The organism is Pseudoprimorskyibacter insulae (assembly GCF_900302505.1).
Lineage (GTDB): Bacteria > Pseudomonadota > Alphaproteobacteria > Rhodobacterales > Rhodobacteraceae > Pseudoprimorskyibacter > Pseudoprimorskyibacter insulae.
In genome coordinates this window covers 58123-70729 of the sequence record NZ_OMOJ01000005.1, presented here as the reverse complement: position 1 = coordinate 70729, position 12607 = coordinate 58123, and the positions used below count along the sequence as shown (strand labels likewise).

Here is a 12607-nt window from a genome sequence, read left to right as displayed (position 1 = left end):
CGGGTTGGTTAATGGCCGGTTAAATCGGCAGGTAAGGCACCGTCGCCCCGATGGCTTGTGCAGGATCATGCGGCGGGCGGATCAGCAGTGCATTTGCCTGCCCCAGAACCGACAACAAGGAACTGTCCTGCCGCTCAAAGCTGCGAATGCCCGTGGCACCCAGCACCGCCCGCATGTAATGTTCGCGCGGCCCGTTGGCGTCAATCGGTTCGGCCAAAGTGGCGGTCATCCGCGCGGCAGGGGCCTTTCCCAGCCCAAGCATCGCGCGGACAACGGGCAGAACAAACACATGCCCGCAGACCATGGCCGAGACAGGATTGCCGGGCAGGCCCATCATCATCTTGCCATTCAGCCGCCCGGACATGAGCGGTTTGCCGGGGCGCATCGCGACCTTATAAAACGCCCGCTCCATCCCCAGATCGGCGGCCACATCGGCCACCAGATCGTGATCGCCGACTGAGGCCCCGCCAATGGTGATCACCAGATCGGCGTCATCCGTCAGACGAAAAGCGGTTTTGAGCGAAGCGGCATTGTCGCGGGCGATCGGCAGGATGCGCGGCTCTGCCCCGTTGGCGGCCAAAAGCGCGTGCAGGCCAAAGGTGTTTGACGCGATAATCTGGTCGGGGCCGGGCACCTCACCGGGCATCACCAGCTCATCCCCGGTTGAAATCAGCGCCACCTTGGGGCGGCGGGCCACTGGCACAAGGTCGATGTTCATCGCGGCCATCAGCGCCACATCGTTTGGACCTAGGATGCGCGGCGCGCGCAGGGCGGTGCCTTCGGCGAAATCGGTGCCAGCGGGCCGGATGTTGCTGCTGTCCTCGGCGCTATTGATGGTGATCATGTCGCCGGAGCGGGTCACATCCTCTTGGATCACCACGCGGGTCGCGCCCGTCGGCACCGGCGCGCCGGTAAAGATGCGCACGGCCTGACCGTCGCCGACCGCGCCGTCAAAGCCATGCCCGGCGGCGGATTCCCCGATCACGGTCATGGTCTGGCCGTTGGTCGCCGAGACGACCGCGTAGCCATCCATCGCCGAGGCCGGAAACGGCGGCTGCGTGCGCTTGGCCAAAACATCCCGCGCCAGAACGCGGCCCGCCGCCTGGATCAGCGGCACCTCTTCGACGCCTAAGGGGGCGGCCAAGGCAAACAGGTGGTCAAGCGCTTCGGTGACAGAGATCATGATGTGGCCTTGTTCAGTTCGTCTTCTTCCCACTCGGCATAGGTGCGCCCGTCTGGGAGTTTCCAATCCGAAGGTTTTCCTGCTTGCCCTTTGACAACGGCGGCAGCCGCCGACGGACTTTTGAATGCATAGTCTTGTGTGAACTCGCAATGATCGGTGGCAGTCGCCAAAATTCCAGTACTCAACAAGTGTTGATGTAACTTTTTATAGTGGTGATCTGGCGATGAGCGCCAGGCGGTCACGGCGAAGGAGCGTTCTAAAACTACGAAGTGTTCGCCTTCTCTTTTCGCCCTCGCTGTTATTCCTAGCTTTTGAACACTGCACTCAAAAACTTCTGAACGGTCAATGCGTTGAATGTCTTTCTCGGGTAGGGCATCTGACGAAGACTTATCAGCCGTCCGCTTGCCGCTCTGGAACAGATCGACGCGGATGGCGGGCAGGACCATATGCAGCGTGTCCAGAAAGCTTTCCATATTGGCCGTTGCGGCCTCGTTCAGGCTGGACCGGGGCGGCGTGTTGCCGTTCTCGATCCGCATCGCGGCGGCATCAAGCGCGGTCTCAACCAAACGGCTTTCCAGATACTTCACATGCGCCTTGTGCAACGCATCGCCCGCCGTTGTAATCAACACCGCCTGATCCCACCACGGTTTTTCCTTGGCGTGCTGGCGCAGGCGGGTCGCCATATCTTCGGCCTCACCGATATAGGCAAGCGGGCCGTCGTGGTTTTCACCGATCAGGATATAGACACCGGTTTGGCGTGCCTCGGCCCGCGACAGCCCGTCCGATAGCGTCAGGCGCGGGATGCGCAGAACATGGCCGGTCCAGTTGAACACCTCCGCCGTCAGCATTCCCTCGGGGCGGCCATCGACGAAGTAAAGTTCAAGCGACCGGCCCTTGCTCATGATGCCTCATAGCGTCCGGATTTGCCGCCGTCTTTCAGGACCACGCGGATGCCGCCGATCTCCATCGCTTTGTCGACGGCTTTGGACATGTCGTAGACGGTGAGGGCCGCGGTCGAAACGGCGGTCAACGCCTCCATCTCAACCCCGGTCTGGCCGGTGGTCTTGACAGTCGCCTCGATCCGCAGGCCGGGCAGGCCCGGGTCTTGGGTGAATTCAACCGCGACTTTGGTGATCGGCAGCGGGTGGCATAGCGGGATCAGGTCCGATGTCTTTTTGGCACCCATGATGCCAGCAAGACGGGCAACGCCGATCACATCGCCCTTCTTGGCGCGACCTTCTGAAATGATATCAAAGGTTTCTTGCGCCATCTTAATGTAGCCTTCGGCCACGGCAATCCGGCTGGTGACGGCCTTGTCCGACACGTCCACCATATGCGCGTCGCCCTTGGCGTCGAAATGGGTCAGCCCGCTCATGCCAGCACCGGATCGGACAGTAGCGCACGGGTTGCGGCGGTCACGTCCTGTTGACGCATCAGGCTTTCGCCGATCAGGAAGCTGCGTGCGCCGGATGCGGCCATCGAGGCCAGATCTTCGCGGCTGAACAGCCCGCTTTCTGAGATCAGCAGGCGATCATTGGGGACCATTTTCGCCAGATCACGCGTGGTGTCGAGGCTGGTTTCAAAGGTTTTGAGGTTGCGATTGTTGACGCCGATCAGATCGGATTTCAGGCGCAGGGCGCGTTCCATTTCCTCGGCGTCGTGCGTTTCGATCAGCACATCCATGCCCCAGCCCATTGCCGCATCCTCAAGCTCAGCCGCTTGCGCGTCCGAAAGGCTGGCCATGATCAGCAGGATACAATCGGCCCCAAGTGCGCGGGCCTCGGCCACTTGATAAGTGTCGTACATGAAATCTTTACGGATCGCGGGCAGGCTGGTCGCGCTGCGGGCCTCAACAAGGAAGGGTTTGGCCCCTTGGAAACTGGGCGTATCTGTCAGCACGGAAAGGCAGGTTGCACCGCCCGCCTCATAGGCGCGGGCCAGCGTGGCGGGGTCGAAATCGGCGCGGATCAACCCTTTGGAGGGGGAAGCTTTCTTAACCTCGGCAATCAGGCCGTAGCCTGTTTCCTGCGCGCGGCGCAACGCCTTGCCAAAGCCGCGCACGGGGCTGGCGGCGCGGGCCTCGGCTTCTACGTCCGAAAGCGGTTTTGCGGCCTTGTCGGCGGCCACTTCCTCAAGCTTGTAGGCTTTGATTTTGTCGAGGATCGTCGTCGTCATGGGCGTGTCCAGTTGATGGGCTGTTGGCCTTGATGTGTAAGCCAGTCGTTGATGCGGGAAAAGGGGCGCGAGCCGAAAAAGCCGCGCCGCGCCGAAAGCGGTGATGGGTGTGCCGATTGCAGGATCAGGTGATCGGGGCCTTGGATGTGCTTGGCAAAGCTCTGTGCATGGCCGCCCCAAAGTAAGAAAGCACGGGGCTTGTCCGACAGGCGCGCCAGAACTTGCGCGGTCAGATCGGCCCAGCCCAGCTTGGCATGGGCCCCCGCGCTGCCTGCCGGAACGGTCAGGCAGGTGTTCAGCAACAAAACGCCTTGATCGGCCCAAAAACGCAGATCGCCGGTGTCAGGATGTGCGCCAAGATCGGCGTCCATCTCTTTGTAAATGTTTGTCAAACTGCGGGGCAGGGGGCGCACGTCCGGCTCAACCGAAAAGGCCAGCCCATGCGCGTGGCCGGGCGTTGGGTACGGGTCTTGACCAAGGATCACCACGCGCGCGGCATCGGGGGCGCATCGGGCCAGCGCCGCAAAGCGTTGATTGGCGGGCGGCAAGATCACCCGGTCGTCTGCGGCCAGCGCGGCCTCGATCTGCGGTAGGCGGTCTGCCCAGAACGGCAGGTGGCCCCACGCGGCGGGCGGGGTCATCGCAGCGGCCTTAGACATTGGTCGCCCCTGCCTTATCGCATGCGCGATCATGCCCGTGGCGCCCGGCCTCGATAGCCGGGGGGCGCGGTGCTCCGCTGTCTAGGATCACGCGGCTTGGGTGGCTTTGGCCAGAGCCTCGACCTTGGCTTTGGCGGCGCCGGAATCGATGCTCTCGATCCCCATGGCCACGCCTTCCTTCAGATCGGCGGCCTTATCGGCAATCACCAACGCGGCGGCGGTATTCAGCAGAACCGCATCACGATAGGCCGAGGCTTCGCCCTCAAGCAGCGCTTTGAAGGCCAGTCCGTTTTCTTCAGGCGTGCCGCCAAGGATATCGCGCAGGCGATGAACGGGCAGGCCCGCATCCTCGGGGTGCAGGGTTTTCGAGGTGATCTTGCCGTTTTCCAGCGCGGCGACGGCGGTTTCGCCGGTGATCGCAATCTCGTCCGAGCCGTCCGAGCCATGCACCAGCCACGCCTTTTCCGAGCCGAGCTGTTGCAGCACTTCGGCCATCGGGAAAATCAGGTCGACCGCGAAAGCCCCGGTCAGCTGGCGCTTTACGCCTGCGGGGTTGGTAAGGGGGCCAAGAATATTGAAGATCGTCTTGCAGCCGAGTTCGGCACGAACGGGGCCGACGTGTTTCATCGCTGGGTGGTGCATCGGGGCCATCATGAACCCGATGCCGATCTCTTGGATCGCGCGTTCGACAACGGCGGCGTCTTTCATCACGTCGATGCCCATTTGCCCCAGCGCATCGGCCGAGCCGGATTTCGACGACAGGTTCCGGTTGCCGTGCTTGGCCACCGTCACGCCAGCGCCCGCCACAACAAAGGCCGTCGCAGTCGAGATATTGAGCGTGCCCAGCCCATCACCGCCGGTGCCAACGATGTCCATCGCGCCCGCAGGGGCGGCAACCGGCACGCACTTGGCGCGCATCACTTCGGCGGCGGCGGCGTATTCGGCAACGCTTTCACCGCGCGCGCGCATTGCCATCAGGAAACCGCCCACTTGGGCGGGCGTTGCGGCCCCGTCAAACAGCAGATTAAATGCCTCTACCGCTTGCGCATGGCTCAGCGGGCCTTCCGAGGCGGCATAGATCAGGGGCTTCATCGCGTCGCTCATGCCGGTACCTTCAATTCGTTCAGGAAATTCTGGATCAATGCGTGCCCATGCTGCGAGGCAATGGACTCGGGGTGGAACTGCACGCCGTGGATCGGCAATTCCTTGTGTTGCAGGCCCATGATGGTGCCGTCCTCCAGATGGGCGGTGACGTCTAGGCAATCGGGCAGGCTATCGCGTTCTACGACCAGCGAGTGATAACGCGTCGCCTCAAAGGGCGAGGGCAGGCCCGCAAACAGGCCCTTGCCCGTGTGATGCATGGTGCCCATCTTGCCGTGAACAATCTGGCTATGGCGAACGACCTTGCCGCCAAAGGCTTGCCCGATGGTCTGGTGACCAAGGCAGACACCCATCAGCGGCATCCGCGTTTCGGCGGCAGCGGCGGTAATGGCCAGGCAAATGCCAGCCTGATCGGGGTCGCACGGCCCGGGCGAGAGCAGAATTCCTGCCGGTTTCAGCGCCATCGCCTCTTGCACATTCAGCGCATCGTTGCGAACAACCTTCACCTCAGTGCCAAGTTCGCCAATATAGTGAACAAGGTTGTAGGTGAAACTGTCATAATTATCGATGAGCAGAAGCATGTTCTGTTGTCCTTCGGGGGGCTGTCGTCTTTGGGCACATCGGGCTATACATGCACAGGCCACCGTCGGACCGTCAAGGGTCAACGGCAATTGCGCAGGGACAAGGCGCAGGAGAGTGAGGAAGAGCTATGGCACGGGGATTTCTTGGGGGTCTTTTGGTCGGAACATCCGTTGCGGCAGTTGTGGCTGGCGGCGCGTCTTTGATGATTGGCCTGCCCGAACGGCTCAAGGCGCTATCTGCACCGCGCCCGATTGTCGAACCGGCCCCGATGACCGAAAGCGAATTGGCCGATGCCCCTGTCGGCGAGGCCCCGGTTGCCCCTGCACCCGATGCCGCGATTGAGGCCGCGCCGATGGCCGAGATGGACACCAATGCCGTCGAAGAGGCCAGCCCGATAGCCCCCGAGGCGCAGGCCGCTGCGCCGAAGCCGAAAGATGCGGATGTGGTGTCTGAGCCGACCTTGCCAAGCGAAAGCGCCTTGCCGGTCGCCAGTGCCACAGGGGATGAGACGCCGGAAAGCCCCGCACCCGCGCCGATGCCCGTCGCCGAAGCGCAGGATGTTGCGCCCGATGCACAGGTTGGTGCCGCGATGCCTGCGGTTGGCGATGCGCCTGCGATGACGGATGCGCCGCAAACCGTTGAAGCTGTGCCTGTGGTTGAGAACGCACAGCCCGCCGCGCCGGAACGGATTTCCGTACCTCAGGCCCCGGCGACCCAAGCGCCCGAGGCATTGCCTACCGCGCAAGTCACGCCGCCGCCTGCTGTGCAGCAACCTGAACCTGCAACCGCCCCCGAAGTGGACGCGCTGGCCGCGCCTCCGGCGACCATAGTCGCACCAGACCCGGCACCTGCGCCCATTCCCGCGCCAGTGGTTACGCCCGACGTCGCTGTCGTGGCACCGGATCCTGTCGCCCCTGCCACGATTGAGCCAGACATGCCCGAGGCTGACCCCGCGCCGGTGATCCGCCGCCCGTCAGGGGAAACCGCGCCGCGCATCGGTCGGCCTGCGGGCACTTTGACTGACCGCGAAGGGGCAGTGCCGACGGGCCGTTTGCCCAGCATCGGCACCGCCGCCGCGCCTGAGGCGCCGCCTTCGGACGGCAGCTTGCCCTTGGATGACGTTGACCCGAACGCGCCGCCTTTGGTGAAATTCGCCGAACCGATTGAGGTGGACCCGGCCTTGCCGCGCATGGCGATTGTTCTGCTGCATGATGCCAATAGCTCCGTCGGCCCTGAGGCGCTGGCCGCCTTCCCGATCCCTGTCACTGTCGCCGTTGATGCCACGATGATTGACGCGACCGCGATCATGCAGGCCTATCGCGCGCAAGGGGTCGAAGTATTGGCCGTGCCGAACATTCCGCAAGGCGCGTTGCCCGCCGATATTGAGGTCGCGTTGGCCGCGACGCTGAACGCGGTGCCAGAGTCGGTCGGGATCATGGAGGGCGTCGGCGCTGGCTTTCAGGCCACGCGCGAAATGGCCGAACAAGTGGCCGAGATCGCGCTTTCCAGCGGGCATGGATTGGTGATGCAGCCCAAGGGCCTGAACACCGCGCAGTCACTTGCCGCCAAGAACGGTGTGCCGTCTGCCAGTGTGTTTCGCGATTTCGACGGGGCCGGGCAGGACGGGCGGGTGATCCGCCGGTTCCTTGATCAGGCGGCGTTCCGTGCCCGCAATGAAACCGGCGGCGTGGTCATGCTGGGCCGGATGCAGCCCGACACCCTGTCATCCTTGGTGATCTGGGGTTTGCAGGACCGGGCAGGCACCATCGCCATGGTGCCGGTGTCGATGGTGCTGTCCGATCAGTGATCAGCCGGGCAAAAAGTCCAGCAGCGCCTGCGCGGTTTCATCTGGGTATTGATCGGGAAAGAAATGACCGCCGGGTATGGGCTTTGCCTGCATCTCGGTCAGCCGGTCCAGCCATGTCGCGCCCACGTCCAATGTGCGGGCCACTGCGCCATCCTTGCCGAACAGCACCAGCGACGGACAGGTGACGCGGCGGTTCAGGTCGGCGGCATCCAGCGCGAAATCCACATCAATCGCCGCCCTATAATCATTGCACATCGCGGCGATTTTCCGCGGGTCGCGCCATGCCCGGCGATAGTCGTCCAACAGCACGGGGTCAAAATCGCTCAGTTCGGCTTTGCCAAAGCCCAAAAGACAGCGCTCGAAATAGGCGTCTGGGTCATGGCCGATCATGGTTTCGGGCAAGGGCGCGGGCTGGGCCAGAAAGAACCAGTGGTAATAGGCGCGGGCAATGGGCGTGGTCATTTGGTCCAACAGAAGATGCGTCGGCACGATGTCCATCACGGTCAGAGTCTGAATGGCCCCGGCATGATCCAGCGCCATCCGGTGCGCGGTTCGTGCGCCGCGATCATGGCCAACCAGATGAAACCTGTCATGCCCCAGATGCGCCATCAGGGCGATCATGTCATCGCTCATGGCGCGAAAGCTCATGTCCTCCATCCGGGGCGGCGCACTGCTATCGCCATAGCCGCGCAGATCGGCGGTGATCACGGTGAAGCGGGTTCGAAGCTGCGCCGCGATGGGCCGCCACATGGCGCGGGTCTGCGGGAACCCGTGGAGCAGCAAAACAGGCGGGCCATTACCTGAAACGTCATAGGCGACGGTTTGATCGCCATTGGCAAATGTCAAAGAGGCAGCGTCGGTCATGGCGGGCCTTTCGAATTAGTCCAGCCGTACCTTTTTGACCTCTTGCGACCCACCGCGCAAGTTTGCCTGCGTGGTGACGTCTGATGCGGTGTTGATGACCGTGGTCCAATCAATATCGCGGGCGCGGGTCTGAACGCGGGACAGGGCCTCTTGTGCGTCGTCGCCTATCAGGTTGTAGCCTGCACGATAAGTGTCGGTTGGGATTGTTTGCAGCGTCAGCGCCACGGCAAAGCCCATCAGGATTGCGCCGCTGTCATAGTACCCGCGCGCGCGCAGAAGTCCGGTCAGGATGTGCTTGATCAGCAGAACAAAGGACACGGTCAGTGCTGCGGCAATCGCGGCCATGCCCAGTTGCAGATCATCCTGCGGCACGCCGCGATCCATCAACCATGCCTTGGTCCCGGCCGGATCACCCGCCGTCTTCAACACAACCCAAGTCCAGACAAAGCTGGCGGTGGTGTAAAGGCGCATGTGATTGCCGCCACGATCACGACGCATGCGACGGGGCAGCTGCGCTTCAAAACGCCGCTCTACCTTGTCCAACCGCACAGCAAAATCCGCGCGTGTCTGTTTGCGAAATGACCGTCCCATGCGCGAATCTATGAAATTGGAATGTGGTCAGATTGCGGCAAGCACGCGGAACTTGCCGTAAAGGTTAAAATTTTCCTTATATGGTGTAATCAAAAGGCGCCCATCCACCCTTCGATAGAATAGGCGCTACTTTTGACTTTACGTAAAGCGCATCAGAGCCGCGCCAGCAACCGAGCCCAGCTGCGGATGCCCTTATGGAAGCTTTCCAGATCGTATTTTTCATTCGGGGAATGGATTTGGTCGTCGTCTTTGCCGAACCCCGCCAAAAGCGCATCCATCCCAAGGTAGTTCTTGAAATAGCCCGCAATCGGGATCGAACCGCCGCAGCCGATATAGGCCGCCGCCATCCCGTATTCTTCGCTCAGCGCCTCTAGCGCCTTGGGGAAGGTGGGGTTGTCCGTCTGCATTTGCGAGGCAGGCGAAGCGCCGTGGCCATGGAAACTGACCTCGCAATCGGGGGGCAGCATGGATTTGACATAGGCGCGGAAGCTTTCGCGGATCTTGTGCGGGTCTTGGGTGCCAACAAGGCGGAAGCTGATCTTGGCGCTGGCTTTTGACGGCAGAACGGTCTTGAACCCGTCGCCGGTGTAGCCGCCCTTGATGCCGTTCACTTCGCAGGTGGGGCGCGACCAGATCATCTCGAGCGCGGTGCGGTCCTGTTCGCCCGCCGGATGGCTCAGGCCGACATCGCCCAGAAATGCCGTATGGTCAAAGCCCAGTCCCTCCCATTGCGCGGCCACGTCTTCGGGCAGGTCCGGCACGCCGTCATAAAAGCCCGGAACGGTGACGCGCCCCGTGTCGTCATGCAGGCTGGCGATGATTTTCGACAGAACGCGGACCGGGTTCATCGCCGCACCGCCGTACATGCCGGAATGCAGGTCTTTGGATGGGCCGGTGATGGTGATCTCTTCGCCCAGCAGCCCGCGCAGCATGGTGACAATGCCCGGAACACGGCTGTCAAACAGGCCGGTGTCGCAGATCAGGGCGATATCGGCGGTCAGCTCGTCCGCGTTGTCCTTCATGAACGGGATCAGCGAGGGCGAGCCCGATTCCTCTTCGCCTTCAAAGAAGAAGGTGATCTTGCAGGGAAGGGTGCCATTGACCGCTTTCCAGGCGCGGCAGGCTTCAACAAAGGTCATCAGCTGGCCCTTGTCATCACTGGAACCGCGCGCGCGGATCACTTTGCCGTTCGGGGTGTCCTGCAATTCAGGGTCAAACGGATCACGGTCCCATAGGTCCAGCGGATCGACTGGCTGCACATCGTAGTGACCATAGAACAGAACGTGCGGGCCTTTGCCGTCGATGTGGCCGACGACCATCGGATGGCCGGGGGTATGCCGTTTGCTGACAGTCGCGCCGATGGATTCAAGATCGGCGACCAGCCAATCGGCGGCGGTTTGGCAATCGTCCTTATAGGCCGGATCGGTTGAGATGGACGGGATTCGCAACAGCTCGAACAGGCGTTCGGTGGCCTGTGGCAGGTCAGAATCGATGCGGGCAAGGGTGGCGTCGAGCGACATTCGGATCTCCGTTCGTTTGATGATCCGACCGTATCACGGCCCTTGGCGCTGTCCAGCCGGTCACGTTGTGGCAGCGATCAATCCGGCCATCACCACGCAGGCGGCCAGATCCCGGCGCGGCTTTGCCTCATCCCCGACCCATGCGGCAAACCCCAGAACCACGAAGGTCTCAGCGCAGATCGCCAGAATATAGAGCTGCGCGATTTCGGTGCTGTGCAGCAGCCGGATTTCCGCCAGAAAGGCGAGGCCGAACCCGATGGCCGCGACGGCCGCGCCCAGAAATCCAAAGCCGCGCGTGCTATGGCGCATGCCCAGGACCATTATGATGTGCCCGATTGTGGCGACCATCAACAGGACCGGGGGCGCGTTGGCATGTCCCAAGGTGTCAAACATGAAAAATCCCGAAAAATGAATGTGATGTAAAAAACGTCTGATGTCAGATTTGAGGCATTTTGCGTCCGCGTCGAGTATGGAACTCCTGCCTATGGGGGGCATTTCCGCCCATTTTGTGCATTCGGAAATGGCGAATTTCGCCCGATCTGTTCAATCTTTGGGCATTGCATCCGTACCTATGACCTGCAGGGGCGCCAAACCGCCGGTTGGTTTTGCGTGTTCTGCTGCGGTGCGGCAAGAGACGCATGGGATCAAGAGGATGTGATGGGACAGAAACGCGAGTTTCCGATAAGCGACGCCGAGGCGGGAATTTTTCGGATTGCCGCGAAAGTCGCAGTTGCCTATTGCCGCCATTTGACCGAGATCAAAGATGCGACGCTTGGTCCGCACCAAAAGAGTTGCCATGAGGATGCACCTTTAGTATCCATTCATAAAATTGAATGCGGACACAATCCGCTGATCGCTGCCTGAGGGACAGCCCTAAGCACAGGAGGAGTACGGTGGACTACACCGCGAAACTCGACGACGCCCTGAACGCCCTTCACAAAGAAGGCCGTTATCGCACGTTCATTGATATCGAGCGTAAGAAGGGTCAGTTCCCTCACGCAACTTGGCGCACCGCTAAGGGCGACGAAAAGCCGATCACCGTTTGGTGCGGCAACGACTATCTGGGCATGGGCCAGCATCCGGTTGTTCTGGCCGCCATGCACGAAGCGATTGACGCCACGGGCGCGGGCTCGGGCGGGACGCGCAACATTTCGGGCACCACGGTGTATCACAAGCGCCTCGAGGCCGAACTGGCCGACTTGCACGGCAAGGAAGCGGCGCTTCTGTTCACCTCTGCCTATATCGCCAATGATGCGACCCTTAGCACATTGCCGAAACTTTTCCCCGGTCTGATCATCTATTCGGATGAGCTGAACCACGCTTCGATGATCGAAGGCATCCGCCGCAACGGTGGGGCCAAGCGTATCTTCAAGCACAACGATATCGCCGATCTGCGCGCCAAGCTGGAGGCCGACGATCCGAACGCGCCCAAGCTGATCGCCTTTGAATCGGTCTATTCGATGGACGGCGATTTTGGTCCGATCGAAGAAATCTGTGATCTGGCCGATGAATTCGGCGCGCTGACCTATATCGACGAAGTGCACGCCGTTGGCATGTACGGCCCCCGCGGCGCGGGCGTGGCCGAACGTGACCGCTTGATGCACCGCATCGACATCATCAACGCCACGCTGGCCAAGGCCTATGGCGTGATGGGCGGCTATATTGCGGCATCTGAAAAAATGTGTGACGCGATCAGGTCTTATGCGCCGGGGTTCATCTTCACCACCTCGCTGCCGCCTGCGGTTGCGGCTGGGGCGGCGGCCTCGGTTGCCTTCCTGAAGACCTCCGAAGGACAAAAGCTGCGCGATAGGCACCAGACCCAAGCCAAGATCCTGAAGACCCGCCTCAAGGGCATGGGCCTGCCGATCATCGACCACGGCTCGCATATTGTGCCGGTGATCGTTGGCGATCCGAAGCACACCAAGAAGTTGTCGGATATGATGCTGGAAGGCTACGGCATTTATGTCCAACCGATCAACTTTCCAACGGTTCCGCGTGGCACTGAGCGGCTGCGCTTTACCCCGTCGCCCGTTCACGGCCCGGCTGAGATTGACCATCTTATTCGCGCTATGGACGAGCTTTGGAGCCACTGTGCGCTGAATCGTGCCGAACTGAGTGCCTAAAC

14 protein-coding genes are annotated in these 12607 nt (G+C 61.7%); 3 read left to right on the top strand and 11 right to left on the bottom strand.

Translation table 11 applies throughout. The annotated features are described in order from the left end of the window. Window positions 1-19: 19 nt before the first annotated feature. The 7 genes from PRI8871_RS12615 to PRI8871_RS12585 form a co-directional block, all read right to left on the bottom strand. Window positions 20-1183: a molybdopterin molybdotransferase MoeA gene (locus tag PRI8871_RS12615; protein WP_108886594.1), complete on the bottom strand. Its 1164-nt coding sequence runs from the start codon at window positions 1181-1183 to the stop codon at window positions 20-22. Beyond that, on the bottom strand, window positions 1180-2085 hold the full coding sequence (locus PRI8871_RS12610; RefSeq protein WP_108886593.1) for a GIY-YIG nuclease family protein: 906 nt from the start codon (window positions 2083-2085) through the stop codon (window positions 1180-1182). Before PRI8871_RS12610 ends, PRI8871_RS12615 begins: the two co-directional genes overlap by 4 nt. Beyond that, window positions 2082-2558, bottom strand: a complete 477-nt coding sequence (gene moaC / locus PRI8871_RS12605) for a cyclic pyranopterin monophosphate synthase MoaC (protein ID WP_108886592.1) — start codon at window positions 2556-2558, stop codon at window positions 2082-2084. Before moaC ends, PRI8871_RS12610 begins: the two co-directional genes overlap by 4 nt. Then, window positions 2555-3358: an indole-3-glycerol phosphate synthase TrpC gene (gene trpC, locus PRI8871_RS12600; protein WP_108886591.1), complete on the bottom strand. Its 804-nt coding sequence runs from the start codon at window positions 3356-3358 to the stop codon at window positions 2555-2557. The genes moaC and trpC overlap by 4 nt, the downstream gene beginning before the upstream one ends. Further along, window positions 3355-3999 carry a uracil-DNA glycosylase gene (locus PRI8871_RS12595; RefSeq protein ID WP_108886590.1) on the bottom strand — a complete coding sequence of 215 codons (645 nt, stop codon included), beginning with the start codon at window positions 3997-3999 and terminating at the stop codon, window positions 3355-3357. Before PRI8871_RS12595 ends, trpC begins: the two co-directional genes overlap by 4 nt. A 105-nt stretch (window positions 4000-4104) precedes the next feature. Further along, window positions 4105-5121 carry an anthranilate phosphoribosyltransferase gene (gene trpD / locus PRI8871_RS12590; protein WP_108886589.1) on the bottom strand — a complete coding sequence of 339 codons (1017 nt, stop codon included), beginning with the start codon at window positions 5119-5121 and terminating at the stop codon, window positions 4105-4107. Continuing rightward, window positions 5118-5699, bottom strand: a complete 582-nt coding sequence (locus PRI8871_RS12585) for an anthranilate synthase component II (RefSeq protein WP_108886588.1) — start codon at window positions 5697-5699, stop codon at window positions 5118-5120. The genes trpD and PRI8871_RS12585 overlap by 4 nt, the downstream gene beginning before the upstream one ends. A 128-nt stretch (window positions 5700-5827) precedes the next feature. Between PRI8871_RS12585 and PRI8871_RS12580 the strand changes: the two genes are divergently transcribed. Continuing rightward, window positions 5828-7507, top strand: coding sequence for a divergent polysaccharide deacetylase family protein (locus tag PRI8871_RS12580; protein WP_108886587.1), 1680 nt, complete (start codon window positions 5828-5830; stop codon window positions 7505-7507). On the opposite strand, the gene PRI8871_RS12575 is transcribed toward PRI8871_RS12580, so the two are convergent. The 4 genes from PRI8871_RS12575 to PRI8871_RS12560 form a co-directional block, all read right to left on the bottom strand. Then, on the bottom strand, window positions 7508-8371 hold the full coding sequence (locus PRI8871_RS12575; protein WP_108886586.1) for an alpha/beta fold hydrolase: 864 nt from the start codon (window positions 8369-8371) through the stop codon (window positions 7508-7510). Window positions 8372-8386: 15 nt separating this feature from the next. After that, window positions 8387-8869, bottom strand: a complete 483-nt coding sequence (locus tag PRI8871_RS12570) for a hypothetical protein (protein WP_181389461.1) — start codon at window positions 8867-8869, stop codon at window positions 8387-8389. A 245-nt stretch (window positions 8870-9114) separates the two neighbouring features. Then, entirely contained in the window at window positions 9115-10482 is a 1368-nt protein-coding gene (locus PRI8871_RS12565; protein ID WP_108886584.1) for a M20/M25/M40 family metallo-hydrolase, read from the bottom strand. 60 nt (window positions 10483-10542) lie between these two features. Next, the gene (locus PRI8871_RS12560) at window positions 10543-10875 is read right to left on the bottom strand and encodes a hypothetical protein (RefSeq protein ID WP_108886583.1); all 333 of its coding nucleotides are present in this window, start codon (window positions 10873-10875) and stop codon (window positions 10543-10545) included. 264 nt (window positions 10876-11139) lie between these two features. Between PRI8871_RS12560 and PRI8871_RS12555 the strand changes: the two genes are divergently transcribed. Together PRI8871_RS12555 and hemA are read left to right on the top strand one after the other, a co-directional pair. Continuing rightward, entirely contained in the window at window positions 11140-11346 is a 207-nt protein-coding gene (locus tag PRI8871_RS12555) for a hypothetical protein (protein ID WP_108886582.1), read from the top strand. A gap of 29 nt (window positions 11347-11375) precedes the next feature. After that, window positions 11376-12605, top strand: a complete 1230-nt coding sequence (hemA, locus tag PRI8871_RS12550) for a 5-aminolevulinate synthase (protein WP_108886581.1) — start codon at window positions 11376-11378, stop codon at window positions 12603-12605. Window positions 12606-12607 lie beyond the last annotated feature (2 nt).

Bases quoted from the DNA above. Each gene is read 5' to 3' on its own strand.
- PRI8871_RS12615 (WP_108886594.1), bottom strand. From the start codon at position 1,183: ATGATCTCTGTCACCGAAGCGCTTGACCACCTGTTTGCCTTGGCCGCC.
- PRI8871_RS12610 (WP_108886593.1), bottom strand. From the start codon at position 2,085: ATGAGCAAGGGCCGGTCGCTTGAACTTTACTTCGTCGATGGCCGCCCC.
- moaC (WP_108886592.1), bottom strand. From the start codon at position 2,558: ATGAGCGGGCTGACCCATTTCGACGCCAAGGGCGACGCGCATATGGTG.
- trpC (WP_108886591.1), bottom strand. From the start codon at position 3,358: ATGACGACGACGATCCTCGACAAAATCAAAGCCTACAAGCTTGAGGAA.
- PRI8871_RS12595 (WP_108886590.1), bottom strand. From the start codon at position 3,999: ATGACCCCGCCCGCCGCGTGGGGCCACCTGCCGTTCTGGGCAGACCGC.
- trpD (WP_108886589.1), bottom strand. From the start codon at position 5,121: ATGAGCGACGCGATGAAGCCCCTGATCTATGCCGCCTCGGAAGGCCCG.
- PRI8871_RS12585 (WP_108886588.1), bottom strand. From the start codon at position 5,699: ATGCTTCTGCTCATCGATAATTATGACAGTTTCACCTACAACCTTGTT.
- PRI8871_RS12580 (WP_108886587.1), top strand. From the start codon at position 5,828: ATGGCACGGGGATTTCTTGGGGGTCTTTTGGTCGGAACATCCGTTGCG.
- PRI8871_RS12575 (WP_108886586.1), bottom strand. From the start codon at position 8,371: ATGACCGACGCTGCCTCTTTGACATTTGCCAATGGCGATCAAACCGTC.
- PRI8871_RS12570 (WP_181389461.1), bottom strand. From the start codon at position 8,869: ATGCGTCGTGATCGTGGCGGCAATCACATGCGCCTTTACACCACCGCC.
- PRI8871_RS12565 (WP_108886584.1), bottom strand. From the start codon at position 10,482: ATGTCGCTCGACGCCACCCTTGCCCGCATCGATTCTGACCTGCCACAG.
- PRI8871_RS12560 (WP_108886583.1), bottom strand. From the start codon at position 10,875: ATGTTTGACACCTTGGGACATGCCAACGCGCCCCCGGTCCTGTTGATG.
- PRI8871_RS12555 (WP_108886582.1), top strand. From the start codon at position 11,140: ATGGGACAGAAACGCGAGTTTCCGATAAGCGACGCCGAGGCGGGAATT.